The organism is Mesorhizobium sp. M0598, assembly GCF_040320865.1.
Lineage (GTDB): Bacteria > Pseudomonadota > Alphaproteobacteria > Rhizobiales > Rhizobiaceae > Mesorhizobium.
Genome location: NZ_JAMYQL010000021.1, coordinates 59,139 through 82,341, shown reverse-complemented (window position 1 = coordinate 82,341; position 23,203 = coordinate 59,139). Strand labels below are relative to the sequence as shown.

The following is a 23,203-nucleotide window of genomic DNA, read 5'->3' as shown; positions in this document are numbered from 1 at the left end:
AACGACGTGTCCCCGCCCCCGGCGCGGCGATTGCAACAACAGTGCCGGTCGTTGTAACCATTCCGGCGGCTTGATTTTGGAGGAGACGCAGCATGGACCGAATCACCGGCGGTTGCCTGTGCGGCAACGTTCGAATTATCGCGTCGGGGCGCCCATACCGGGTCGGCCTTTGTCACTGTCTTGACTGCCGCAAGCACCATGGCGCCCTTTTTCACGCTTCCGCGATTTTTCCTGAGGATGCGGTGACGATCGACGGCGAAACACGCGACTACGCCGGGCGGTTTTTCTGTCCCCGCTGCGGCTCGTCCATTTTCGGACGCACCGCCGACGAAATCGAAGTGAACCTGGGATCCCTGGATGCGCCTGACCAGCTGATGCCAACCTACGAAAGCTGGATCATTCGTCGCGAGTCCTGGTTGCCGCCGTTTCCGCTCACCAGACGATACGAGCGCGATCGTGACGCCTCGGGTCGCTTTGAGGAGTAGGTTGCACGAACGGTGCGAAGGCGCCGGCGCGCGTCACTCCGGAAGGCCGGCCTTGCGGAAGCCATCGACGAAATGCTCAAGCGCCGCAGCGTCGCGGAATGGCTCCGTCGTGGCCCAGTGGCGGGTTGTGAAATGCGGGTTGCCGACGAGGAACAGTTCGACCTCTGCGCGCGCCTCGTCGAGCCGCCCCAGTTGGGCAAGGCTTGCCGCCAGGAAACGGCGTGAGCTTGTACGATAAGTCTCGTCCCTGCGCAGTGTCCCGACAGCGGCTTCGTATTCGCCGGCCGCATATTGCGCCTGGCCGAGCGCGAGATAATACCAACTTGCCGGAAACGGATTCAGCCGGAACGCCTTGCGAATGTGCTCAAGACCCTCCTCGACCCGTCCGGCCAGGACCGCGATGTCGGACAATGCCGCCCAGGCATCGGCCTCGTTCGGGTCGAGCTCGATCGCCTTGGCGAATTCCGCATCCGCCTCGGCGAAGCTGCGCTCGTAGGCAAGCAGGTAAGCCAAAACCCAGCGGCAGCCGGCATCGTTGGGGTCGATCGCCACGGCTTTGCGCGCCAGTTCCAAACCAGCGCTACGGGATGCGTCGGTTGGTCCGCCGGAATGCACCCATCCCATCCAGTGGTTCATGGCAAGCCAGCGATAGGCCTCGGCATATTCCGGATCGAGTGAAACCGCGCGGGTCAGCATCAGATGCGCTTCCTGCGCCGTCTGCGGCGAATCATCCATCAGCTTGCGCGCCCGCACGCAGAGATCGTAGGCCTCGAGATTTTGGGGCCGATTGCGCGGCACGGTGCACGCAGCCGGCCGAGTAACGCCTCGACGATCTTGCCGGTGACCTCGTCCTGAACGGCAAAAATATCTTCCAGGCTGCGATCGAAGCGTTCCGCCCATAGGTGATCGCCCCTCACCGCGTCGACCAGCTGTGCATTGACGCGCACGTGCCCGGCGGCACGTCTTGCGCTTCCCTCCAGCAGGTAGCGCACGCCAAGCTCCTGTGCGATCCCGCGCACGTCCATCGCCTTTCCTTTGTAGGCAAAGGCCGAGTTGCGTGCGATGACGAACAGGCCGGAGACCCTCGACAGGTCGGTGATCAGGTCTTCGGTCAACCCGTCCGCGAAGGATTCCTGCTCGGGATCGTTGCTGACATTAACGAAGGGCAGCACGGCTATCGATGGTTTGCTGGGCAGCGGCAAAGTTTTCGCTTCGCGTCGCCGAGCTGTTCGACGGCGCCCGTGAAGCGGTAGCCGATGCGCGGAACCGTAGCGATCCATTCACCGCCGTCCGCGGCCGGGCCAAGCAGCTTCCGCAGCAGCGCGATCTGGACGGTTAGGTTGCCTTCCTCGACGGCCGCCGGACCGTCCGACGAGCGCCGCAAGCAGCTTTAGTCCGCGGTAGCTGACGGCAACGGGGACATCGTTCCGAAGGAGCGTTCCCGCACCCGGATCAAGCACGAACGGACCAAAGGCAAAGCGCGGTCCCTGCATACGGCGCATCTATAGCCCGTTTGGAAGTTTTGAGAACTATTTGGGAGAGCTTAATTACGACGCCGGTCGTATCCTGCAGAATTCAGCCTCTTTCAGGACGAGGCCCCCCCAAATCGTAAGGGCCCCCTCAAACCATATGGAGGTTGCCATGAGCGATATTCCCACCCTTGCCTCGGCCCCGCTTCAGGCAGCGCGGCCGGCGGAAGCGTCGCGTCGGCGCTACAGCCTGACGACGCTGCGAAGCATTATCGCGGCCGGGCGCGAGCCGACACGCTTTCGCTGGGACCTCAAGCGATTGGCGGAGACCAATCCCCATCTGATCGACGATATCGGTCTGACGAGACGACAGGCCGAGGAAGAGATCGCGAAGCTGCCCTTCTGGCAGCGATAGGCGAATGCTGCAAAGACGCCGGATCGCCAACGACCAGCGGCTGATGGCAGATGAAGACGAAGCCGCCGCCCCGAAACGACGTCACAGGCTACTGGTCGCGGCGACAATCAATCCGCCCAAGACGGCGACATTGATGGTGAAGACGGTACGAAGGGCTTCGCGTTCATCGCCGCTGTAGCGCCAGAAATTGAGCGCCATGAAGGACGCTGCAATGGTGAATACGGCCAATGCCGCGGCGGGAAAGGGCCCACCAAGGCCCGTTGCGAGGCAAAAGCCGCCTGGGATCTCCAGCACCGATCCGGCCGCGAGAAGAGGCCTGGGAGCAGGAAAGGCCGCTCGGCCAGGGACGCTACAATCGCCCGGAATCTGAGGAAAATGCCCGGCGCCCGCCCAGATAAAGACGCCGCCGAGCAAAAACCAATCCGAGGTGGTGGAAGAACGCGATCATTCCTTGCTGCCGTCCTCGGTGTAAACCGCAAGCTCGTAACCATCCGGGTCCGCGAAATGGAAGCGCCTGCCGCCCGGGAATCCATAGATCGGCTTGACGATCTTGCCTCCCGCCTGCTCGACCCGCTTGACCGTTCCCGGCAAATCATCTGCATAGAGGATGACGAGCGGGCCTCCTCCGGACCTCGCTGGGCCAGCGGCGAAGCCACCTGACAAGCGCCCGTCGTTGAACTCGCAATATTGCGGGCCGTAGTCAGTGAAGGTCCAGCCGAAGGCCTTTCCGTAGAAGTCGCGTGACCGCTGAATGTCTTTCACGTTGAATTCGACGTAGTCGATCCGTTGATCGTTGTTGTTGCTCATGATGCATACCTCTCGTGTGATGTACGACGCCGAAAGATAAGCACGCATCTCGCTTGCCGGATTGAACGAAACGGCCATCGCCGTATGAGCCGCACACGGCGCTGCCGATGGCGATGCACGTAGCATCACCCCTCACCTGCCCTCTTCCTTCCGGCCGGAAGAAAACAACCGATTCTTGCAACCGTTCTCGATTGGCAGACGTTGTCGGTCGTGCAGATTCTTGTCTCGAGCGACGGCGGGCGCAGCCACTGAGTCGTAGGTTCACCGCCGGTAATCCGAAGAGGAGCGAGATGAGCGATCCCGTCCCAGCGCAGGCAACGGGTTCATTTCAGCAACGTCCACCGTCGGCGCGGCTTCGCGGATGCTTTGCTTCGGTGTGGGTGCATCGAATGGACCCGGCGGGCGCACCGCCAATCGTCGTCATGCCCGACGCAACGATCGATCTGCAATGGATCGGAGGCAGCTTCCGAGTTGCCGGCCCCGACAAGGAGCCGCAGACCGAGGTTCTGGCGGCAGACGAGGTCGTGATCGGCTTGCGCTTTTATCCTGCCACGGCGGCGGCATGGCTCGGCGTGCCGCAAATCGAGCTTGTCGGCCAGAGGCTGTCCCTCGACGATTTATGGGGAGCGCGAGCCCGGCGCCTCGCCAGCCGCGTGCGCGCTGGTGACAATCTCGAGGATCTCGCCTGTTCGCTCGAACAGGTCGTCGCCGAGGAAATGGCCTCCCACGCGACAGACGTTCCCATGCAGGCGGCATATCGCTTGATCGAGCGCGGGCCGCCACCCGACGCGCCTCTCGTCCCCTGGTTGATGCGCGCGCTCGAGATGAGCGAAAGAACGTTGCGCCGGCGCTTCGACGAGAGCTTCGGCTATGGCCCCAAGACGCTTGACCGTATCCTCCGCTACCAGCGCTTTCTGCGGCTTTCGAGCCAATCGGACAGCGCTACGGCCATCCTGGCAGCCGAGGCGGGCTATTCCGACCAGGCGCATCTTGTCCGCGAGAGCCGCCGCCTGACGGGAAGCACCCCGCGACAGATTCATCACCTGCTGCAGAACGGGTGAAACCACGTCGCGCTCTTCATTGGCCGTTTTGTTCAAGTCTTCACTGTCGCCCGACTTTATCCTGGTGTCTCCGACAACCACAGGAGACTGCCATGAAACCGCGCATTTCGGTTTTGACTATCGCTGTCGCCAACCTCGAGAGTTCTCTCGCGTTCTACCGCGACGGTTTCGGCTTGCCGACGGAAGGGATCATCGGCCGCGAGTTCGAGCATGGCGCCGTCGCGTTCTTCACGCTGTCCGGCGGGTTGAAGCTCGCGATCTGGGCTCAGGACGACCTCGCCTGCGACACCGGCCTGCCCAAGGCGCCGATCAGCTCGACCTCGTTCACAATCGGCCACAACGTTGTGCGCCGCGAAGAAGTCGATCAAGTGATGGATGAGGCCGCTCGCGCCGAAGCCGAGATCATCAAGCCTGCTCGGGACACATTCTTTGGCGGGTATGCCGGATACTTCCGCGATCCGAACGGACACCTGTGGGAGGTCGTCTGGAACCCCGCCAACATACCGAATGAGGACGCTCTCTGAGGGCAGGTATGGGCCTGCAGGATCGGGCCGTTCTGGTCATTCCCGGTGCTGGCAAATTCTGTCGGGATCGGGGCGGGCGGCCTGCTTTCCCTGGCAAACGAAGCCAGTTCGACGGCAGTCCACTAGCACAATCTTACGGGGCTGATTATGTAGCTCTATCCAGATTCGCCTCGCCTGCATGGCGCATCATGCGGCGGAAGCTCATCGAGATATGCGCCCGCCTTATGTGCCCGATGGACTCCCAGTCGCCGATTTCGGCCGCGGCAAGGACCTCTTCCATTTCGCGGCGGAACGCGGTGAATTCCTCGACGAGGCCCAATTGCGGCATCAGCTTCAGGACGACGCGCGCGACCTGAAAATACAGGCGCTCGCTGATCTCGCGCAGTGGCTGGTTGCCGGTCATCGCCGTGAGCTCGTAGAAAAAATCCATGTTGAGGCGCAGGAAAGCGCGCTGGTCGGGATTGAGTATGTCGGAATCGCAGCGCGCGATGAGCGCCCGTATCCGGTCGAGGTCGTCCGCCGTGCGCGGGATCGGCGAAAGCTTGCCGACGAGGAGCGCCAGCTCCAGGCGCAGATGATAGACCTGCTGCAATTCCTCGATGTCGACGTCGGTGACGATCGTGCCGACGCCGTGGACGGATTGAACCAGACCCTCGGATTCAAGGCGCGCCAGCACGCGCCGGACCGGCGTGCGGCTGATCTCGAATTCCTGGGCAAGTTCTTCCTCGGACAGGTGGCTTCCCGGCGCATAATCGAGCAGGCAGATGCGGTCACGCAATATCCGGTAGATGCGCTCGAACCGCTCCCGCGCGGAGAGCGGGCGCGGCGGCGCGGCGGTCACCGTCGTGGGCGGCTTGGCCTCTGTCTCGATCGTCACCCAGCCTCCAGGACAGCGTGCAGGAATTGCCGTGTCCGCTCGTTCTTGGGAGCACCAAACAGTTCGCTTGGCGGCCCCTGCTCGCAGATCTTGCCTTGATAGAAGAAGCAAACGCGGTCGGAAAACTCCTTGGCGAAGCCCATCTGATGGGTGACCATCAGCATGGTTAGATCATGCTCGCGCCCGATCTGCCTTATCACCTGCAGCACTTCGCCGACAAGCTCCGGGTCGAGCGCAGACGTCACCTCGTCGAACAGCATGATCTTGGGCCGCATGGCCAGCGCCCTGGCGATGGCGACGCGCTGCTGCTGGCCACCAGAAAGCTGTGACGGATAGTGGTCCTTCTTCTGGGCCAGACCGACCAGCTCCAGCAGCTCGGCCGCTCGTGCCTCGGCGTCCGCCCGCTTCATTCCGAGCACCGTTATCGGCGCCTCGATGCAGTTCTGCATCGCCGTCATATGCGGAAACAGGTTGAACGACTGGAACACCATGCCGATCTTGGCGCGGATCTTGCGGATGTGGGCGAGATCGGCGGGAACAAGCTTGCCGTTCCTCTCCATATGGGTCAGCGGCTCGCCTTCGACCCAGATGACGCCGTCATTGATCGTCTCCAGCGTCATCAGCATGCGCAGCACCGTCGTCTTGCCCGAACCCGACGGACCGATGACCGAGACTTTTTCGCCGCGCGCTATTTCGAGATTGAGCCCGTCGAGAACGGTTAACGTGCCGTAGCGTTTCGATACATTGTCGAAGCGGACCATCGGTTGTTCAGTCATCGGGTGGTCCTCCGGTTGAGCAGCCCTTCGAGGGAGCGGATGAGCGCCGCCGAAACCAGGCTCATGGCAAGGAAAAACAGGCCGACCAGCGTGATCGGCTCGGTGTAGCGGAACGTTTCGGAGCCGATGATCTTGGCGGTCTGCATCAGTTCCATCACGGCGATTGCGGAAAGCAACGGCGTTTCCTTGAACAAGGCCACCAGATAATTGCCGAGCGCCGGAACGATCGGCGGGACCGCCTGCGGAATGATGATGTCGCGGAACGTCGTCCAGGACGAAAGATTGAGCGCGATCGAGGCTTCCCACTGGCCGCGGTGGATGTTGTCGAATCCGGCGCGATAAACCTCGGAGCAATAGGCGGCGTAGTGGATGCCGATGGCCAGCACCCCGGCGGTGAAAGCGTCGAGCACGACACCGAATTTCGGAAAGACGAAATAGAGAAAGAATATCTGGATGAGCAGCGGGGTCGAGCGGATCAGCTCGACCAGCACCGAAATCGTCCAGCTGGTCCATGGCACGGCGATGCGGACAACGGCCAGCACCAGGCCGAGCGAGGCGGCAAGCGCAAAGCCGATCAGCGTCGCTTCGATGGAAATGACGGCGGCGCGAGCAAGCACCGGCAGGATTTCCAGGGCAAATCCCCAATCCCAGATCATGCCGCCTTCCCCCGCGCCAGTCCGAGCGACGCCCGCCTTTCAAGAAGCCGCATGCCGATGGTCACAACCAGCGACATTGCCAGGTACATCAAAAGAACGAGGGTGAAGATCGGAATGGTCTTGAACGTGTTCTGGTTCATTTGCTGCGCCTTGAAGGCGAGGTCCGAAAGCGTGATCAGCGAGACCAGCGCCGTCGATTTCAGAAGCTCGATGAACAGATTACCCCAGGGTGGGATCATCGCGACAAAGGCCTGCGGCAGGATGATCCGACGCAACATCTGCGGGCGGCTCATGTTCAATGCAGTACACGCTTCCCACTGGCCGCGGGCGACGGACTGGATCGCGCCGCGCACGCACTCCGATCCGTAAGCGCCGACATTCAGGCCGAGCGCGAGCACCGCCACCACGAACGCGTTGATCGTGACGCCGAATTGCGGGAGCACGAAAAACAGCCAGAACAATTGCACCAGTGCCGACGTTCCGCGGAAGATCTCGACGTAAACCGTGGCCAGCCATCTGAGCGGCGTCGGGCCATACATCCTTGCAAGTGCTGCAAGCACGCCCATGATAATTGCGAGCAGGCTGCCGAGGACGGCGATCTCGATTGTCAGGACCGCGCCTTGCAGCAGCCCCGGCATAAACACTTGATATGATTCCTGTGTTGCCAAGGCACCGATCACGACAAGCGCGATGACCAGCATGGCAACGAGCGTACGGATACCCATGCGATTCCCCGAAGGAAAAGGGCGGCGCTTTCGCGCCGCCAGCAGTTGGGAGCCTATTTGCCCGCGCAGAGCTCTGCGGTGGTCTTGTTGGGGAGATAGTCCTTGCCGAAGCCGAGTGGCTCGACCAGCGCGATATGCTCCGGCGAACCGAGGAACTTCTTCAGTTCGGCGTTGAACGCCTCCTGCAGGTCGGTGTCTTCCTTGCGGAAGCCGAAGCCGCCATGGCCTTTCACCGACTTGCCGGCAACCTCGCCGAAGGGCTTGGTCGATTCGACACCGTCGGCTTTCTTGGCCATGTCGGCGATCGAAAGAGCGGTCAGCGCGGCAGCGTCGGCGCGGCCCGACTGGACGGCGGCGACCAGGCTGGACTGGTCAGGCAAGGAGACGATCTGCCCATCGGCAACGCCCGCTTCCTTGGCGAAGCCGCCTTCAACGGCGCCGGCCATTACGGCAAGCTTGAGATCCGGATTGTCCTTGATGCTGGAAAAATCCTTGATGCCTTTCGGATTGCTTTTTGCCACCAGCATAGCCTCGCCGATGCCGTAGGACGGCTCGGAGTAGTTGATCTCGGCGCAGCGCTTCGGAGTGATGAACATGCCGGCGGCGATGATGTCGAAGCGGCCGGCCTTGAGACCCGGAATGAGCGAGCCGAATTCGGTCAAAACACCGTCGACCTGCGATATGCCCATCTTGGCGAGCACCGCCTTGGCGACTTCAGGGGCCTCGCCGGTCAGCTTGCCGTCTGGCGTGGCGTAACCGAACGGCGCCTCGTTGGCGAAACCGACGCGGATGTAGCCGTCCTTCTTGGCCCGTTCGAGGGTGGTTTCCGCGTGAGCGGACAACGACGTCAATGACGTCGCGGCGAGCGCGATGCAGGCAGCCGCCTTCACGACCATACGGCGCGATATCGATGATTTGAGCATGCTTTTCTCCCATTGGACAACTGTGGATGGTTCCCAGGGCGCGGCCTTCTTCGAGGTCGACGCCTGCTTGATCAGACGTATACAACTCCTAGACATTTCGCAAGCAGAGATATAAAAACCATGAAAATTCGGCGACAATTCGCAGTTAGCCAGCAAATTGACGTCGAGTTGTGCACAATTTGGCCTAGTTGCCATTTACAAAAGGCAAACGGCGTACCTGGAAGGCAGGATTTCGGTGGCGACCGCGAACGGCTTCGGGACATTCACGCAAGCGGAGTATGGGCAGCGCCTCGCCGGCGTGAAGACACGTATGCAAAAAGCCGGCTTCGATCTCATCGTTTGTCAGGATCCCGCCAACATGTGCTGGCTGACCGGCTATGACGGATGGTCGTTCTACGTTCCGCAGTGCGTGCTCGTCCATCTGGAGGAGGACCGGCCGATCTGGTTCGGTAGGTCGCAGGATGCCAAGAGCGCACGCCTAACCACCGGCCTGCCGGAGAAAAACATCATGCCGTTCTCGGAACGGCTGGTGCAACAGCCCGTCGAGCACCCTTATGACGAACTCGCCCAACTGATCCGGTCGCGTGGTTGGGGAAAAGCCCGCATCGGCGTCGAGATGGACGCGCATTATTATACGGCGCGCTGCCACGCCCATCTGGTCCAATGGCTGCCCGACGCGCACTTCGCCAACAACCACGATCTCGTCAACTGGGCGCGGCTGGTCAAATCCGAGGCCGAGCTGGTGCTGATCCGCGAGGCGGGTGCGATCTGCACGCATGCCATGAACCGCGCCATCGAGAAAATGCGGCCCGGTGTGCCTCAGAACCATGTCATTGCCGAAATCTATCACGCGCAGATCATGGGGGTGCCCGGAGCGGGCGGCGACTATGCCGCGATCTGTCCGCTGATGCCCGTTGGCGAGGGCACCAGCACGCCGCATCTGACGTGGTCCGACGCGCCGCTGCCGGACAGCGGCCTCGCCATTCTGGAGATCGCCGGCGTGCGCCGCCGCTATCATGCGGCGCTGACCCGGACGGTACATTTCGGAAAGCCGCCGCAAGCCATCCTCGACATGGCCAAGGCGATCGTCGAGGGCGTCGACGCTGGCCTCGAGAAGGCGCGCCCCGGCTACACCGCCGAGGAGGTGGAAGCCGCCTGGCAGGCAGTGTTGAGGAAGAACGGGCTGAAGAAGGAAAGCCGCGTCGGCTATCCGGTCGGGCTCGCATACCCGCCCGATTGGGGTGAACGCACCGCAAGCCTTCGTCCCGGCGACACCACCGAGATGCAGCCTGGGATGTGCTTCCATTTCATGGCCGGCGTCTGGCTCGACGATTTCGGCATCGCCATCTCGGAATCGTTCGTCGTCACGGAACGCGGCGGCGAACGCCTCTGCGATGTGGCGCGCGAACTCATCGTCATCGACTGACATGGTGGCCGGGAAACCGGCTGCCGAAAAGAACCATGCCCGCCACCAACCCGGCAACAAGCACGAGGACGCCCGATGGACCGCAATCCGTTTTCCGAAGCCGAAATCGCCGGCCGCCTGGCAAAGGTCCGTACTGCACTGGTTGAGCGCGAGCTCGATGCGGCGGTCTTCGCCTCGCCGGAGAACGTCTTCTATCTCACCGGGCTCGATCACTGGGGGTATTTTGCCCCTCACCTGCTGATCGTCCCGCTCCGGGGAAAACCTGTTCTGGTCACCCGCTCGATGGAGAAGGTGACGATCGAGAAGCAGGTGAAGGCAGCGGAATTCCGTGGCCATTCCGACAGCGAAACGGCGGCCGAGCTTGCCGCGCGGGTACTTGTGGAGCTCGGCCTGTCCGGCAAGCGGATCGGCCTCGAATACTGGACGGCTGGCCTCAGCCATGGGCTTGCCGTTGCGTTCCAGACGCAGGCGGACGCCAAATGGAGCGATGTCTCCGGTCTGATCGACAAGATGCGGTGGGTGAAGAGCGCCGAGGAACAGGCGCTGATGCGTCGAGCCGCCAAGGTGACGGACGCCGCCGCCGGTGCCGCGATCGCCGCGATCTCCGATGGCGCTTCCGAACAGGAGGTCGCCGCCCAATGTGTTGCGGCAATGATCCGCGCAGGCGGTCATGCGCCGGGCTTCGGACCGTTCATCCGCCCAGCCGCGCGCCTGGGTGAAGAGCACACGACCTGGGGCGACGGGATCTACCGCAAGGGCGAGCCGGTCTTTGTCGAATTGTCCGGGTGCATCTCGCGCTACCACGCCCCGCTCGGCCGGCTCGTTCGCATCGGCCACATCAGCGACGAAGACGCCGCAATGGCGGAAGTGACCGCCAAGGCGTTCAACGCGGTCGTCGAGGCGTTGCGGCCGGGCGCCAAGGCGCGCGATGTCTACGCCGCCTGGCAGGCTGTCGTCGACGAGTCCGGTCTTTCCCACTATCGCCGCCATCACTGCGGTTACCTGGTCGGCGCCGGCCAGCCGCCATCATGGACCGGCGGCAATTCGGTGACGGGCTTGAGGCACGATTCCGACCTCGAGATCGAGACCGGGATGAGCTTCCACATCCTGTCATGGCTGATGGGCACCGGTCGCGGCGATGACTTCGTTTCCAACACGGTGCTGTTGACCGATGCGGGCGCCGAAGTGCTTACCCGCACGCCGGCCGGCCCGATCGTTCGATAGGCCTGCACACATGGCGCACTACTCGGCATTTTGGATCTTACGCAACGCGCTGTCCGGCCAGAAGAATTGGCAGCGCGCCTGGCGGGCAGCGGAGCCAAAATCGTCCTATGACGTGATCGTTATTGGCGGCGGCGGACACGGCCTCGCCACCGCCTTCTACCTCGCCGAGAACCACGGCATCCGTAACGTCGCCGTGCTCGAAAAGGGTTATGTCGGCGGCGGCAATGTCGGCCGCAACACCACCGTCATCCGCTCCAACTACCTGCTCGACGGCAATACCCAGTTCTACGAATTCTCGATGAAGCTTTGGGAGGGCATGTCGCGGGCGCTGAACTTCAACGTCATGTTCTCGCAGCGCGGCCAGCTCGTCACAGCGCATTCGGCCGATCAGCTCGACGGCTTCAGCCACCGCGCCAATGTCATGCGGCTGAACGGCATCGATGCCGATATCCTCGACCGGGAAGACGTGCGCCGGCTGGTGCCTTATCTCGACTTTTCCGACACCGCCCGCTTCCCGATCCATGGCGCTATCTTCCAGGGCCGGGCGGGCACGGCGCGCCACGACGCCGTCGCCTGGGGCTATGCGCGCGCCGCCGACGGCCATGGCGTCGACATCATCCAGAACTGCGAAGTGACCGGCTTCCTCCGCGACCGCGACAGTATCGTCGGCGTCGAAACGACGAAAGGCCGGATCGGCGCCGGCAAGGTCGGCCTCGCTGTTGCCGGTCATACATCCGTGCTCGGTGCCAAGGCCGGCCTTGAACTGCCGATCGAAAGCCACGTCCTGCAAGCCTTTGTCACCGAACCGCTGAAGCCGCTGGTAGATCACGTCGTCGCTTACGGCGCCGACCATTTCTACGTCAGCCAGTCCGACAAGGGCGGGTTGGTCTTCGGCGGCAATCTCGACGGCTACAATTCATACGCCCAGCGCGGCAATCTCGGCGTCGTTCGCGAGGTGGCGGAGGCGGCGATTGCATTGATGCCGTGCATTTCGCGCGTCCGCCTGCTGCGCCACTGGGGCGGCGTCATGGACATGACCCCCGATGCCAGCCCGATCATCTGCCCGACGCCGATCGACGGCCTCTATCTCAATGGCGGCTGGTGCTATGGCGGCTTCAAGGCGACGCCGGCTTCCGGCTGGTGCTTCGCCCACACGATCGCCACCGGCAAGCCGCATCCCTTGATCGCGGCCTACGGGCTCGATCGTTTCCGCGCCGGCCACACGCTCGATGAGGCCGGAGTCGGCCCTTCCGCCTGGCTGCAATAAGAGGCGGGACAAAATGCTGCGCATCGAATGCCCCTGCTGCGGCCCGCGCGACCATGACGAATTCCGCTATGGCGGCGATGCCTCGGTCACGCGTCCGGCCCATGACGATCCCGATCCTGAGGCCTGGTACCGTTATGTCTACGTCAGGAAAAACCCGGCCGGCCAGCATCGCGAATTCTGGCAGCACGTGACCGGTTGCCGGCAATGGCTGGTGGTCGAACGCGACACCCGCAACCACGCGATCGCATCCGTCGACTTCGCCAGGAAATCGACCGTCAGGAAACAACCGGCATGAGTTCGAACCGCAAACGCCTGCCATTGGGTGGCCGTATCAGTCGCGAGGTGCCGGTCAATTTCACCTTCGACGGCCGCAAGCTGGCTGGGTATCGCGGCGACACACTTGCCTCGGCGCTGCTCGCCAACGGCGTCGCGCTGGTTGGTCGCAGCTTCAAATATCATCGCCCGCGTGGCATTTTTTCCGCCGGGCCCGAAGAGCCGAATGCGCTGGTTACGCTCGGGAGCGCCGGCAGGCGCGAGCCGAACCTGCCGGCGACGACGCTGGAACTCGCCGACGGCATGGTCGTGGAGAGTCAGAACCGCTGGCCGTCGCTTGCCTTCGACGTGCAAAGCGTCAACGGACTGTTGGCACCGTTTCTGTCCGCCGGCTTCTACTACAAGACCTTCATGGGCCCGACGCGCCGCGCCTGGATGTTCTACGAACATTTCATCCGCAAGGCGGCCGGCCTGGGCAGGGCCGGCACCGACCCCGATCCCGACCGCTATGAGGTTCGTCATGCCTTTGCCGATGTCGCCATCGTCGGCGGCGGCCCGGCGGGACTGTCGGCGGCGCGGACAGCCGCCGCAGCCGGCGCGCGGGTCGCGCTGATCGAGCAAGATTTTCTGCTTGGCGGCCAGCTTTTGGCGGAACCGTCCGACAGCGCAGCGGCCGCATGGCTGAGGCAGGCCGAGGCCGAGTTGGAGGACTTCGAAACCGTCGCGCTGATGAAGCGGACGACCGCTTTCGGCAGCTATGACGGCAATGTCCTTGGACTGGTCAAACAGCGCGATCCAACCGATCAGAAGCCGAATGGCGAGGCCCGCCAAACGGTCACTATGCTGCGCGCCCGCTCGATTGTTTTCGCCACCGGCGCCATCGAGCGGCCGATGGTGTTCTCGAACAATGACCGGCCCGGCGTCATGCTTGCCTCGGCCGCCCGGACCTATCTCAATCGTTTCGCCGTCCTGCCGGGCAAGAAAATCATTGTCGCCACCACCAATGACGGTGCCTGGCGCACCGCCTTCGACTATGCCGCAGCCGGCGCGGAGGTGACGGTTGCCGATCTGCGCGCCGTCCCGCCCGCAGCACTTGCCGCGGAAGCCGCACGGCTCGGCGTGGTGGTGCGGGCCGCAACGCGCATCGTCGACCTGCACGGCGGCCATGCCGTCAGGCGCGTAACGCTCAATGGACCGGAGGGACAATCCTCGGCCGCCTGTGACCTGGTCTGCATCTCCGGCGGCTGGTCGCCAACCGTGCATCTCACCTCACACCTCGGTGTCAAACCTGTCTATCGCGACGACATTGACGGCTTCGTGCCGGGCGTCTTTTCAGCCAGCCAGTTCGGCGCCGGCGCAATGATAGGAGCCTATGCGACCGCCGCTGCCGTCGAGGACGGCCATCGCGCCGGCATCGAAGCGGCAGCCTACTGCGGCAAGTCGGCGCCGGTGCCCGCTCCGTCCAAACTCGATCTCGGCGAGACCGCTACGACGCTACTTCGCGAAGCCCCTTCGGTCGGACGTGAAAAAGCCTTCGTCGATTTCCAGATGGATGTGACAACTGGGGATATCGGGCTCGCCCATCGCGAGGGCTATGAATCGGTCGAGCACCTGAAGCGCTACACCACGCTCGGCATGGGCACCGACCAGGGCAAGACCAGCAATTTTCCCGCACTTGCCGCGATGGCAGCGCTGCGCAACGCAACGATTCCTGAGACCGGCACCACGACCTTCCGCCCGCCCTATACGCCGGTTGCCATCGGGGCGCTTGCCGGGCGCGCCATCGGCCATCATTTCAAGCCGATCCGCCGCACGCCGATGCACGATTGGCACATGGCGAACGGCGCCGAGATGCTCGAGGTCGGGCTCTGGATGCGGCCCTATTTCTACCGGCAGTCGGGGCGCCACGTGAACGACGCCTATGTCGCCGAAATGCGGAATGTGCGCCAGGCCGCGGGGCTGATGGACATCTCCACGCTCGGCAAGATCGATGTCCAGGGCTCGGATGCGGCAATCTTCCTCGATCGCGTCTACGCCAACGGCTTTGCCAAGCTGGCGGTAGGCCGCGCCCGCTACGGCGTCATGCTGCGCGACGACGGCATTGTCTTCGACGACGGCACCACGACGCGGCTAGCGGAAAACCGATTCTTCATGACCACTTCGACCGCCAAGGCCGCCGATGTGCTGTCGCGTCTCGAATTCCTGCTCGACACGGCCTGGCCGGATTTGCGCGTGACCGTCACTTCGGTCAGCGACGAGTGGGCGGCGATGTCGGTTGCCGGGCCTAACAGCCGCGCGATCCTGAATGCAGCGTTTCCCGCTCTCGACGTTTCCGAGGAGGCGCTTTCGCATATGGGGCTACTCGAAAGCGAATGGGAGGGCCGTGCGCTCCGCATCCTGCGTCTCAGTTATTCCGGCGAGCGCGCTTACGAAATCTATGTCGGCGCCACTGCCGGTGAACAGCTCTGGAGCCGCATGCTCGAAGCCGGCAGACCCTTCGACCTGAAGCCTTACGGTGTCGAGGCGCTTGGCGCGCTGCGGGTCGAAAAGGGCCATGTCGCCGGACCGGAGATCGATGGGCGCACGACGCTCGACGATCTCGGCCTCGGCCGCATGGCCGGCAAGCGCAGCGGCTTCGTCGGCGACGTCCTGCGACGGCGCCCTGCCCTCCGGGCGCCCAACCGGCAGCGTCTGGTCGGACTGGAATGCATCGAGGACGGAAAACGCCTGCGCGGCGGCGCCATCCTGTTCCTGCCGGATGAGAAACCCCATGGCCATGGGCGCGGTCGTGTCACCTCCGTCACTTTCAGCTCCGAACGCGGCCATTATGTCGGGTTGGCTCTGCTTGCCGGTGATGTCGCGGCAGAAGGAAGCGAGGTCGTGGCGGTCTATCCGATGAAGGCCGAAACGGTTCGCGCCCGCGTTGTCTCGCCGGTATTCATCGATCCGCAGGGAGAACGGCTGCATGGCTAGCTTGACCTCTTCTCGGGATTTCAGCCTGTCCGTGGCGGATTGTCCGCTTATCCAGATCGAGGGCTGGGACGCGACACTGAGACAATTCGAAAAGAGCGTCTCGGCGTCGCTCAACACGAAACTTCCCACCTCGGTTGGAGAGACGGTTCGCCACAAAGGTCTACTCGTCGTCCGCGTTGCACCTCGCCGCCTCTGGCTGGTTCTCGATGAGAGCGCGCAAGCGCCCGCGCTTGCCGTCGACCCCGACCTCGGCTGTTCGGTTCCCCTCGGCGAAGGTCGTGTTCGTTTGAAAATGGCCGGCCCTGGTATCGCAAGGCTTCTGTCCGGATGCATTGCCGTCAACTGGCACGCGCCGGCCGCCGCTCCGGGCCGCGCCGTGCAAACATCCTTCCATCACGTGCCCGTGCTCTTCCTGCGCATCGGCGAGACCGCGTGCGAACTCATCGTGCCGCGAAGTTTTGCCCGCAGCCTCTCGGATTGGCTTGCCGGCGGCTAGCCAATACCGGTTCCTCGGGCAAGGGCCGGCTTTAGCGGCGATCCAAGCCGCCATCACGAAGCCATCTACTCTCTTGCCGGCCAGTCCTGCAGAAGCGTAATCCCAAACTTCGGCGCGGCTACTTTGAGCCGCTCGATATCGGCAGGCGTCGGCGGCCCGACCACCTCTCCCTTGCTGCGTTCATGGCCACCTTCGGCGAGAAACTGCTCGAACACACTTGGCGTGTCTATCAGGATATAGCGAACGGGCTGATTGCCGGGATTCATGAGCTGGTGCGGGATGCCGCGCTTCAAAAACATGCTCTCGCCGGGCGAGAGCGTTCGGACCTCGCCGTCCACAATTGCGGTCAAGTGCCCTTCGATGACGTAGACCGTCTCGTCGTCATTCGCATGAACATGGATTGGCGTTTTCGTGTGCCCGTCGCTTCTGTTTTCGAAGAGACTCAACAAGCCTCCCGTCTGTTCGCCGGAGACCAGTCGCTTCATGACGATGCCTGCGAGCACGAATTCTTTTGGTTCAACATCCGTCATTGATCCAATCCTGCCAGGCACATTTGGTGGGCCCTCAAGCAGACGAGCTGCGCAGCGACATCCGGCAAACGTCGACCTGGCTCACGGGTTCCCTGTCGCCGGAGTTCCCTCTTCCCAAGCTCCGTTTGGACGAAAAGCCGGCTTCGTTCTCACCGGACATGCTGGCCGACATCCGCCAATTCGAGGGCGCCGCAGAGGTCCGCCTAACTGACGGCAAAGCTGCAACGGGCTGCCAGGCTCTCGCCAGGCCCAAGCACCGACAGTCCATTCCATTTGTCGATCGAACCACGATTGTGAGCATCGACAGTATGACTGACCGGTTCAAAACAGAAGAAGTCGCTCTCGTCCGATGGCGAATAGACCAGGTAGAAATTCAAGGGCGATGAAGCTTCAATCCGCAGGCTGCAACTGTGCTCCGGCCACGATATGGTAGCGACGCCGTTCCAACCGGCAAACAGATCGTTTATCCATCCGTTCGGCAATACGGCCGGGGCGCCGAAATCCCAGTCGGGACGAGTTTTGATATCGACAAACCGTTCAGGGAGATGGCTGGGCAGTTCGAGACAAACCTGCGAGGCCGGCGCATGAAGCGTGGTCCGTGCCGTTCTTGGGAACCATGGATGGATGCCAAGCCCGAACGGGAGCCTGACCGGCGCCTGATTGACGATGCGAAGCTTCAGCTCGAGCCCCTGCCCGGCCAGCGCGTAGCTCACCTCGGCGCGATATCGATATGGGCCGGGTCCGTTGCTGATGAGCGATAGCTTCGCTTTGTCCTGCGTCAGACTGTCGACGTTCCACGCGCTCGAAAATCCATTGCCGTGAACTGGAAATGGTTCGCCTGCGACGTTGGCAGGCAGTTCGTGGAATTTGGACTCGAATATGAAGCCGCCGCCCGAGATGCGATTTGACCATGGCAAAAGCAGGTTGCAGGCAAGGTCGAACGGTTTGCTGCTCCCGCCGTTTGGCCAAGGCCTGAAGAGCGGCACGCGCCCATAGTCGAACCTCGCAAGACCTGCCCCAAGCGATGGGACGATTTCAGCAGACAGGTCTCCGCTTCTGATCTTGATCGTCCCGACCATCCGCTTCAGACGGTATCGGCCTTGGCAGCGGCGATCGGCTGTTGATGGCGGCCTTTGCGAGCCACTGCAAGAAGGTCGTTCGACGCGATCCCGATGAGCGCCTTCATCTGATCGTGTGCATCGTCGGCCCTGCGCATCCGGATTGCCTCCAGCACGTCGCCATGCGCGCTCAGCGTCTGCTGGTAATTAGCGGTGGCCGATGTGGTCAAGCGGAAGGAGAAGCTGAGGGCGGCCGCAAGCATATTGCCGAGATTGGCGAACACCGGGTTGCGGCTGGCACGAAGGATGGCGGTATGAAACCTGACGTCGGCATCGAGACACGCAGCGAGATCGTCCTGCGGAGCAATGCGCATGGCTTCATAGGCCGCTTCGATGACTGCGAGATCGCCTGACGTCGCCATCTTGGCCGCAAGTTGGGCGGCAGCGGGTTCAATGACCAGCCGCGCCTCGATCAATCCGCGGACGAAATCGAGATCGGGCTCGATATCGCGCATCCATTCCAGAACCTGAGCATCCAGCCTGTTCCATTCACTCGACACGCGCACACGCGTCCCGGCCCGCTTGCGTGCCTCGATCAATCCTTTCGCCGAAAGCGTCAGAAGAGCATCGCGAAGCGCGGTGCGGCTCGCCCCGTAGATAACGCAAAGTTCGGCTTCCGTCGGCAGGACGGAGTGCTGGGCGTAGGAGCCGGCGAGGATGCGCTGTCCGAGATCGCGTGCGATGCGATCCTTGAGCGATGACGTGGTGCCATCTGCGGCAGGAATGTCCTGCTTGCCTTGGCCAGTCGAAGCGATCGCCGCGTCCATCGTCATGTCCTGTTCAAGTGGTACTCGGCAATTACCACAGCAAGTATCAGCAGCGAGCCCTTGGCAAGCAACTGATAGAAGGTTGGCACGGACGTCAGTATCATTCCGTTGTTGAGGACGCCAATGATCGCGACGCCCAGCAGTGCGCCGACGATCGTGCCCTTGCCGCCCTGCAAGGCGCAGCCACCCAGAACGGCCGCTGTGATGGCCTCGAGTTCCAGGCCTTGGGATCCGGATACTGGCTGCCCGGAGCCGGTACGGGCAGCCAACAGAATCCCGGCCAATCCGGCCGCCACTCCACTCATGATATAGATGCCGACGCGGTAGCGGTTGATGTTGATGCCGGAGAAGCGTGCGACAACGGGATTGCCGCCCAGGGCATAGATGTTGCGGCCAACGATCGAGCGGGCAAGGAAGAGATGGAACACGATCGCGGTCAGCAAGAGAATCCAGATCAGCAGAGGCAGGCCGAGGATTCGTCCGATCCCGATGAAGCGGAAAGTGTCGCTGAAAATCGCGATCGATTGCCCATCGGACATGATGAACGCGATGCCGCGGAAGATCGCCATCGTACCGAGAGTCGCGATGACAGCGTTGACCCGCCCATAGGTGATGATGATGCCGTTCACGAGGCCGGCAAGACCGCCCAGGACCAGGCCGGCAAGAATGCCCGCGGCGGGTGATCCGGTGGCCTGGATGGCCATTGCCGTCGATACTGTGGTCAGACCGACAATTGCGCCGACGGCAATATCGAGCCCTCCGGCGACAATAACCACGGTCTGGCTCATCGCCAGAACGCCCAGGATGGTAATGCCTAGACCGATGTTCAGCAGGTTTCGGCTGGAGAAGAACACGTCGCCTCTCAGGGTGCCGAAAATGAGCACGAGAATGGCGAGAGCAACAAGAAGGCTTATGTTGTGAATGCCGATGCGCTCTGCGATGCGCAAGGAAGCGCGCCTTTTGCCGGTTTGCGTTGTTGCTGTCCTGAGCTCAAGGCTGTTCACTGAATTTGTCCTCCAAGCGATGCTGCAGATTGAGGCATGGCATGTCTCAGGATCGTGGCCTCGTCGATGTCAGGGCGGGAAAGTTCGGCCGTGATCCGGCCTCCAGCCATAACAAGCACCCTGTCAGCCAGCCCGATCAGTTCCGGCATTTCCGAGGAAATCAGGATTATGCCGATGCCGCTGGCGGCGAGTTCGTCGATCAGGCGATAGATTTCCGCCTTGGCGCCGATGTCGATGCCGCGGGTCGGCTCGTCGAGGATGAGAAGCATCGGCTGCCGCGCAAGCCAACGCGCGAGAACGACCTTCTGTTGGTTGCCACCCGATAATTTCGAAACCTGTTCGTCGAGGTTGGGCGCCTTGATCGACATCTTTGCTGCAAGCGGTGAGACGATCTCCAGTGCCTTGCGCCGGTTGAAGAAGCCGAAGGTCGACGTTCTGTCGGGCACGCAAAGCGAGGCGTTATCAAGAATGCTTCGGAACAACAGCAGCGCCTCGTGCTTGCGGTCTTCCGGGGCAAAGCCGATACCGGCCACGATCGCTGCATGCGGGCTGTTAGGGCCAACGGGCGCACCATTCATCGTTATGGTTCCGTCGACGCGCCTATCATAGCCGACAATCGCCTTTGCCAGTTCGGATCGACCCGCACCCATAAGGCCGGCAATGCCGAGCACCTCGCCGCGGCGGACCTTGAGGCTCACATCGGTGACGTGGTCGGTGGTCAGGCCCGTCACCTCCAGCAACGGTTGCCCCGATTGCCACATCTCGCGCGTAAACAGATCGGCGATGTCGCGGCCCACCATGAGCTTGGCTATGGTCTGCTCGCTGGCACCGGCAGCGGGGGAATCATCGACCAGCCGGCCGTCCCGCAAGACGACAATGCGATCCGCAAGGTCGATGACCTCGTTCAGCCTGTGAGAGATGTAGACGATCGAAGTGCCCTCGCCGCGCAGCCGGCGAATTACTGAAAACAGACGGCGCGCTTCGTCGTCGGTCAGTGACGAGGTCGGCTCATCAAATGCGATCAGCCGGCCGCCGGCACGTATGGCGCGCATGATTTCGATCATCTGACGCTGTGCCGGACCGAGCGTGCTGCAAAGTTGCCGCGGCCGCATATCCTGCTGCATGCCGAAGGTCGCAAGCACCTTATCGGTCTGGTCCTCGAGCTTGTGCCAGTCGAGCAGGACGCCTGCCAGCCGCGGCAGTTCGCCGACGAAAATGTTCTCGGCCACGGTCAGGTTCGGAACGATCTCCGGCTCCTGATGGATGACCCGTATTCCGGCTCTGTGGCTGTCGCGCGGTTCGCTGAAAACGATCGGCGTGGAGCCATGCAGCACGGTGCCGGTGTCCGGTGCGAACACGCCCTCGAGAATTCGCATCATTGTCGACTTGCCGGCGCCATTCTCGCCAACCAGGGCAAGCACCTCTCCTGGCCGAAAGGCAATCGAGACATTGTCGAGCGCCTGCACGACGCCGAAGCGCTTCGATATCCTGTCGAGCGAGAAGAAATCCGATTGCATCAAAAGCTCACTCCCGAGGATCGATCCCGTGTGCCCGCCGACGAACTGCCGGCCCAAAGAGCGTCATGCGCACTGCGGCGCATGACGCATATCTGGTTCAGTGGCAGAGCTTCGCTTTGTAGTCCGACGCAAAATTGTCGGCGGTGATGTATTCCGGGTCAGTGAAGGATTGAACGGGAAGCTTGGTTCCGTCCTTGATGGAGGCCAAGAGAATCTTCACCGCCAGCGCGCCATGATTTTCCGAATTGAGCCACATCGTACCACGGAACGCCGAGGGCTTTCCGGATCCGAAGGCATCGCAGGCGCGGCTGCCGTCGATGCCGATCCCCATGCCCTGGTCTGCGGAATAGCCGGCATTCTCCAGTGCTCGCGCACCACCCAGCACGCCGTCATCGTTGCATGAATAGAATATCCAGTTCGTGACGCTGGGATTGGCCGTCAATGTGGTGGTCATCACATCGATGGCGTTGACCATCGTATTGTCGTAGGGGACGCGAACGATGCTGCCCGGCTTGAAATCGGGCACCGCCTTCAGGAACGCTTCTTCCGCGCCCTTGTTGCGCTGCATGCAGGTATCGGCCTTGCGGTCCTCGATCGAGGCGATGCGCACCTCTTTGCCCGCCCAGCCTTCAGCCTTGTAGAGCTTGGCAAGCTCTTCGCCCACCCGCGCACCGATATTGTAAGCATTCATGCCGACATAGGGGACCTGGGTGCCATCCTGGTAGTAGATATCGTCGTCCACCGCCACCAAGGGAATTTTTGCGGCCTTTGCTTTCTCAGCGATGACCGGTCCCAGCGCCTTGTCGGGGACGACGATGGCGATGCCTTTCACGCCATCGCCGACCATCGTATCGAAGGTCGTGATCGTCAAATTGGCGTCGAACTGAACGTCCTGCGACACGAACGCGGCCCCTGCCGCCTCAGCCGCTTTCTTGGCGCCGCCGACTTCGGCGACAAACCATGGATGGTCTCCCATCTTGTTGATGTAGCCGATCTTGATGTCGTCTGCGCTTGCTGCGCCACTCATCAGTCCGGCAGCCAGTACCGCAAATGTCGCCAAAGCCTTTGTTGTGGTTTTCATGAAGATCCTCCCTGAGCTCAATGGTGGTTGCTAGTCGTGGTAGAGAACCGAGCGCCCACCATCGATGGTGATCGTCTCGGCATTTATGAACGGCGCTTCGTCCGAAGCGAGGAAAACCGCCGTCATTGCAACCTCGTCCGGCCGGCCAATTCGCTTGGGCGGATGGAGGTCGTAGGCTCGCCGCTTCTCCTCGGCGGGGTTCGGGAATGTGTTCCAGTAGGCTTCCGCGATTGGCGTCTCGATATAGCCGGGGGCGATCGCGTTCACCCGGATACCGCGTGCGGCATATTCGATGGCCAGCGAACGGGTCAGGCCCAAAAGTGCATGCTTGGCGACCGGATACGGGAACGTATGGGGAATGATCTGGAAGGCGTGACAGCTCGCTATGTTGACGATGGACCCCGAGCCCTTCGCCAGCATCGTCGGCAAAACCGCCTTGGCGCAGAACCACGCGGCCTGGAGGTCGAGCTTGAGGCAGCGCTCCCATTCCTCATCCGGCATCATCAATGGTTCGTAGAAGACGTTGGCGCCGGCATTGTTGACGAGAACGTCGACGCCGCCATAGGCCGTGATCGTCCGCGCGATCATGTCCGCGACTGCGGATGCGTCGGTGACGTCCGTCTCGATGAACAGGGCGTCCGCGCCCTGGGCCCGCAATTTGTCGGCGACCGCTTTCCCGCTTGCCGCATTCAGTTCAGCAATGACGGTCTTTGCCCCATGCATCGCAAAAGCCCGGGCGGTGGCGGCACCTATGCCTTGGCCGGCGCCCGTGACGATTGCGACCTTTCCTTGCAGCCGGCCTGCCATTG

24 protein-coding genes and 1 pseudogene are annotated in these 23,203 nt (G+C 62.4%); 10 read left to right on the top strand and 15 right to left on the bottom strand.

The features are described 5' to 3' along the window. The first annotated feature begins 92 nt into the window (after nt 1–92). Complete coding sequence (locus tag NKI59_RS23225) at nt 93–485, top strand: GFA family protein (protein ID WP_352592589.1); 393 nt, start codon at nt 93–95, stop codon at nt 483–485. Between the two features lie 33 nt (nt 486–518). Here NKI59_RS23225 and NKI59_RS23220 read toward each other — a convergent pair. Then, nucleotides 519–1,978, bottom strand: a pseudogene (locus tag NKI59_RS23220) (winged helix-turn-helix domain-containing tetratricopeptide repeat protein). A 148-nt stretch (nt 1,979–2,126) separates the two neighbouring features. Here NKI59_RS23220 and NKI59_RS23215 point away from each other — a divergent pair. Continuing rightward, nucleotides 2,127–2,369 (top strand): DUF1127 domain-containing protein, encoded by a 243-nt coding sequence (locus NKI59_RS23215; protein WP_352592586.1) that lies wholly within the window; start codon nt 2,127–2,129, stop codon nt 2,367–2,369. A gap of 81 nt (nt 2,370–2,450) precedes the next feature. On the opposite strand, the gene NKI59_RS23210 is transcribed toward NKI59_RS23215, so the two are convergent. Continuing rightward, entirely contained in the window at nt 2,451–2,783 is a 333-nt protein-coding gene (locus NKI59_RS23210; RefSeq protein WP_352592583.1) for a DoxX family protein, read from the bottom strand. A gap of 30 nt (nt 2,784–2,813) precedes the next feature. Beyond that, entirely contained in the window at nt 2,814–3,179 is a 366-nt protein-coding gene (locus NKI59_RS23205; RefSeq protein WP_352592683.1) for a VOC family protein, read from the bottom strand. Between the two features lie 287 nt (nt 3,180–3,466). Between NKI59_RS23205 and NKI59_RS23200 the strand changes: the two genes are divergently transcribed. Together NKI59_RS23200 and NKI59_RS23195 are read left to right on the top strand one after the other, a co-directional pair. After that, a complete protein-coding gene (locus tag NKI59_RS23200) occupies nt 3,467–4,237 on the top strand; it encodes a helix-turn-helix domain-containing protein (RefSeq protein ID WP_352707113.1) in 771 nt (256 codons plus the stop codon). Between the two features lie 92 nt (nt 4,238–4,329). After that, nucleotides 4,330–4,761 carry a VOC family protein gene (locus NKI59_RS23195; protein WP_352592577.1) on the top strand — a complete coding sequence of 144 codons (432 nt, stop codon included), beginning with the start codon at nt 4,330–4,332 and terminating at the stop codon, nt 4,759–4,761. 145 nt (nt 4,762–4,906) lie between these two features. Here NKI59_RS23195 and NKI59_RS23190 read toward each other — a convergent pair whose 3' ends face one another. Genes NKI59_RS23190 through ehuB form a run of 5 tightly spaced genes read right to left on the bottom strand, consistent with a single transcriptional unit; the run spans nt 4,907 to nt 8,718 of the window. Then, complete coding sequence (locus NKI59_RS23190) at nt 4,907–5,638, bottom strand: GntR family transcriptional regulator (protein ID WP_023674261.1); 732 nt, start codon at nt 5,636–5,638, stop codon at nt 4,907–4,909. Further along, nucleotides 5,635–6,414 (bottom strand): ectoine/hydroxyectoine ABC transporter ATP-binding protein EhuA, encoded by a 780-nt coding sequence (gene ehuA, locus NKI59_RS23185; protein ID WP_023717024.1) that lies wholly within the window; start codon nt 6,412–6,414, stop codon nt 5,635–5,637. Before ehuA ends, NKI59_RS23190 begins: the two co-directional genes overlap by 4 nt. Then, nucleotides 6,411–7,070, bottom strand: a complete 660-nt coding sequence (ehuD, locus tag NKI59_RS23180) for an ectoine/hydroxyectoine ABC transporter permease subunit EhuD (protein ID WP_352592574.1) — start codon at nt 7,068–7,070, stop codon at nt 6,411–6,413. The genes ehuA and ehuD overlap by 4 nt, the downstream gene beginning before the upstream one ends. Next, nucleotides 7,067–7,795, bottom strand: a complete 729-nt coding sequence (ehuC, locus tag NKI59_RS23175; protein WP_352592572.1) for an ectoine/hydroxyectoine ABC transporter permease subunit EhuC — start codon at nt 7,793–7,795, stop codon at nt 7,067–7,069. The genes ehuD and ehuC overlap by 4 nt, the downstream gene beginning before the upstream one ends. Nucleotides 7,796–7,848: 53 nt before the next feature. After that, nucleotides 7,849–8,718, bottom strand: coding sequence for an ectoine/hydroxyectoine ABC transporter substrate-binding protein EhuB (ehuB, locus tag NKI59_RS23170; RefSeq protein WP_352592569.1), 870 nt, complete (start codon nt 8,716–8,718; stop codon nt 7,849–7,851). Nucleotides 8,719–8,953: 235 nt separating this feature from the next. On the opposite strand from ehuB, the gene NKI59_RS23165 reads away from it, so the two are divergent. The 6 genes from NKI59_RS23165 (at nt 8,954) to NKI59_RS23140 (ending at nt 16,377) form a co-directional block, all read left to right on the top strand. Then, on the top strand, nt 8,954–10,144 hold the full coding sequence (locus NKI59_RS23165) for a M24 family metallopeptidase (protein ID WP_352707111.1): 1,191 nt from the start codon (nt 8,954–8,956) through the stop codon (nt 10,142–10,144). Between the two features lie 75 nt (nt 10,145–10,219). Beyond that, nucleotides 10,220–11,368, top strand: coding sequence for a M24 family metallopeptidase (locus tag NKI59_RS23160; RefSeq protein WP_352592563.1), 1,149 nt, complete (start codon nt 10,220–10,222; stop codon nt 11,366–11,368). A 10-nt stretch (nt 11,369–11,378) separates the two neighbouring features. Beyond that, nucleotides 11,379–12,635: a sarcosine oxidase subunit beta family protein gene (locus tag NKI59_RS23155; RefSeq protein WP_352707109.1), complete on the top strand. Its 1,257-nt coding sequence runs from the start codon at nt 11,379–11,381 to the stop codon at nt 12,633–12,635. 13 nt (nt 12,636–12,648) lie between these two features. Beyond that, nucleotides 12,649–12,930 (top strand): sarcosine oxidase subunit delta, encoded by a 282-nt coding sequence (locus NKI59_RS23150; protein WP_352622860.1) that lies wholly within the window; start codon nt 12,649–12,651, stop codon nt 12,928–12,930. Beyond that, nucleotides 12,927–15,881: a sarcosine oxidase subunit alpha family protein gene (locus NKI59_RS23145; RefSeq protein ID WP_352707107.1), complete on the top strand. Its 2,955-nt coding sequence runs from the start codon at nt 12,927–12,929 to the stop codon at nt 15,879–15,881. Before NKI59_RS23150 ends, NKI59_RS23145 begins: the two co-directional genes overlap by 4 nt. After that, complete coding sequence (locus NKI59_RS23140; RefSeq protein ID WP_352707104.1) at nt 15,874–16,377, top strand: sarcosine oxidase subunit gamma; 504 nt, start codon at nt 15,874–15,876, stop codon at nt 16,375–16,377. The genes NKI59_RS23145 and NKI59_RS23140 overlap by 8 nt, the downstream gene beginning before the upstream one ends. 65 nt (nt 16,378–16,442) lie before the next feature. On the opposite strand, the gene NKI59_RS23135 is transcribed toward NKI59_RS23140, so the two are convergent. The 7 genes from NKI59_RS23135 to NKI59_RS23105 form a co-directional block, all read right to left on the bottom strand. Continuing rightward, nucleotides 16,443–16,907 carry a cupin domain-containing protein gene (locus NKI59_RS23135; protein WP_352592548.1) on the bottom strand — a complete coding sequence of 155 codons (465 nt, stop codon included), beginning with the start codon at nt 16,905–16,907 and terminating at the stop codon, nt 16,443–16,445. A 203-nt stretch (nt 16,908–17,110) separates the two neighbouring features. Then, the gene (locus tag NKI59_RS23130; RefSeq protein ID WP_352592545.1) at nt 17,111–17,986 is read right to left on the bottom strand and encodes an aldose 1-epimerase; all 876 of its coding nucleotides are present in this window, start codon (nt 17,984–17,986) and stop codon (nt 17,111–17,113) included. Between the two features lie 5 nt (nt 17,987–17,991). Further along, nucleotides 17,992–18,792, bottom strand: coding sequence for a FadR/GntR family transcriptional regulator (locus NKI59_RS23125; protein WP_245274602.1), 801 nt, complete (start codon nt 18,790–18,792; stop codon nt 17,992–17,994). A gap of 2 nt (nt 18,793–18,794) precedes the next feature. Then, the gene (locus NKI59_RS23120) at nt 18,795–19,739 is read right to left on the bottom strand and encodes an ABC transporter permease (RefSeq protein ID WP_352592539.1); all 945 of its coding nucleotides are present in this window, start codon (nt 19,737–19,739) and stop codon (nt 18,795–18,797) included. A gap of 53 nt (nt 19,740–19,792) precedes the next feature. After that, entirely contained in the window at nt 19,793–21,313 is a 1,521-nt protein-coding gene (locus NKI59_RS23115; protein WP_352592536.1) for a sugar ABC transporter ATP-binding protein, read from the bottom strand. Nucleotides 21,314–21,410: 97 nt separating this feature from the next. Continuing rightward, a complete protein-coding gene (locus tag NKI59_RS23110) occupies nt 21,411–22,394 on the bottom strand; it encodes a substrate-binding domain-containing protein (RefSeq protein ID WP_023674245.1) in 984 nt (327 codons plus the stop codon). Nucleotides 22,395–22,424: 30 nt separating this feature from the next. Next, complete coding sequence (locus tag NKI59_RS23105; RefSeq protein WP_352592529.1) at nt 22,425–23,201, bottom strand: SDR family oxidoreductase; 777 nt, start codon at nt 23,199–23,201, stop codon at nt 22,425–22,427. Between the last annotated feature and the right edge of the window lie 2 nt (nt 23,202–23,203).

Coding starts and splice junctions, on each gene's coding strand:
- NKI59_RS23225 (WP_352592589.1), top strand. CDS start 93: ATGGACCGAATCACCGGCGGTTGCCTGTGCGGCAACGTTCGAATTATC.
- NKI59_RS23215 (WP_352592586.1), top strand. CDS start 2,127: ATGAGCGATATTCCCACCCTTGCCTCGGCCCCGCTTCAGGCAGCGCGG.
- NKI59_RS23200 (WP_352707113.1), top strand. CDS start 3,467: ATGAGCGATCCCGTCCCAGCGCAGGCAACGGGTTCATTTCAGCAACGT.
- NKI59_RS23195 (WP_352592577.1), top strand. CDS start 4,330: ATGAAACCGCGCATTTCGGTTTTGACTATCGCTGTCGCCAACCTCGAG.
- ehuA (WP_023717024.1), bottom strand. CDS start 6,414: ATGACTGAACAACCGATGGTCCGCTTCGACAATGTATCGAAACGCTAC.
- ehuD (WP_352592574.1), bottom strand. CDS start 7,070: ATGATCTGGGATTGGGGATTTGCCCTGGAAATCCTGCCGGTGCTTGCT.
- ehuC (WP_352592572.1), bottom strand. CDS start 7,795: ATGGGTATCCGTACGCTCGTTGCCATGCTGGTCATCGCGCTTGTCGTG.
- ehuB (WP_352592569.1), bottom strand. CDS start 8,718: ATGCTCAAATCATCGATATCGCGCCGTATGGTCGTGAAGGCGGCTGCC.
- NKI59_RS23160 (WP_352592563.1), top strand. CDS start 10,220: ATGGACCGCAATCCGTTTTCCGAAGCCGAAATCGCCGGCCGCCTGGCA.
- NKI59_RS23155 (WP_352707109.1), top strand. CDS start 11,379: ATGGCGCACTACTCGGCATTTTGGATCTTACGCAACGCGCTGTCCGGC.
- NKI59_RS23150 (WP_352622860.1), top strand. CDS start 12,649: ATGCTGCGCATCGAATGCCCCTGCTGCGGCCCGCGCGACCATGACGAA.
- NKI59_RS23145 (WP_352707107.1), top strand. CDS start 12,927: ATGAGTTCGAACCGCAAACGCCTGCCATTGGGTGGCCGTATCAGTCGC.
- NKI59_RS23140 (WP_352707104.1), top strand. CDS start 15,874: ATGGCTAGCTTGACCTCTTCTCGGGATTTCAGCCTGTCCGTGGCGGAT.
- NKI59_RS23135 (WP_352592548.1), bottom strand. CDS start 16,907: ATGACGGATGTTGAACCAAAAGAATTCGTGCTCGCAGGCATCGTCATG.
- NKI59_RS23130 (WP_352592545.1), bottom strand. CDS start 17,986: ATGGTCGGGACGATCAAGATCAGAAGCGGAGACCTGTCTGCTGAAATC.
- NKI59_RS23125 (WP_245274602.1), bottom strand. CDS start 18,792: ATGGACGCGGCGATCGCTTCGACTGGCCAAGGCAAGCAGGACATTCCT.
- NKI59_RS23115 (WP_352592536.1), bottom strand. CDS start 21,313: ATGCAATCGGATTTCTTCTCGCTCGACAGGATATCGAAGCGCTTCGGC.
- NKI59_RS23110 (WP_023674245.1), bottom strand. CDS start 22,394: ATGAAAACCACAACAAAGGCTTTGGCGACATTTGCGGTACTGGCTGCC.
- NKI59_RS23105 (WP_352592529.1), bottom strand. CDS start 23,201: ATGGCAGGCCGGCTGCAAGGAAAGGTCGCAATCGTCACGGGCGCCGGC.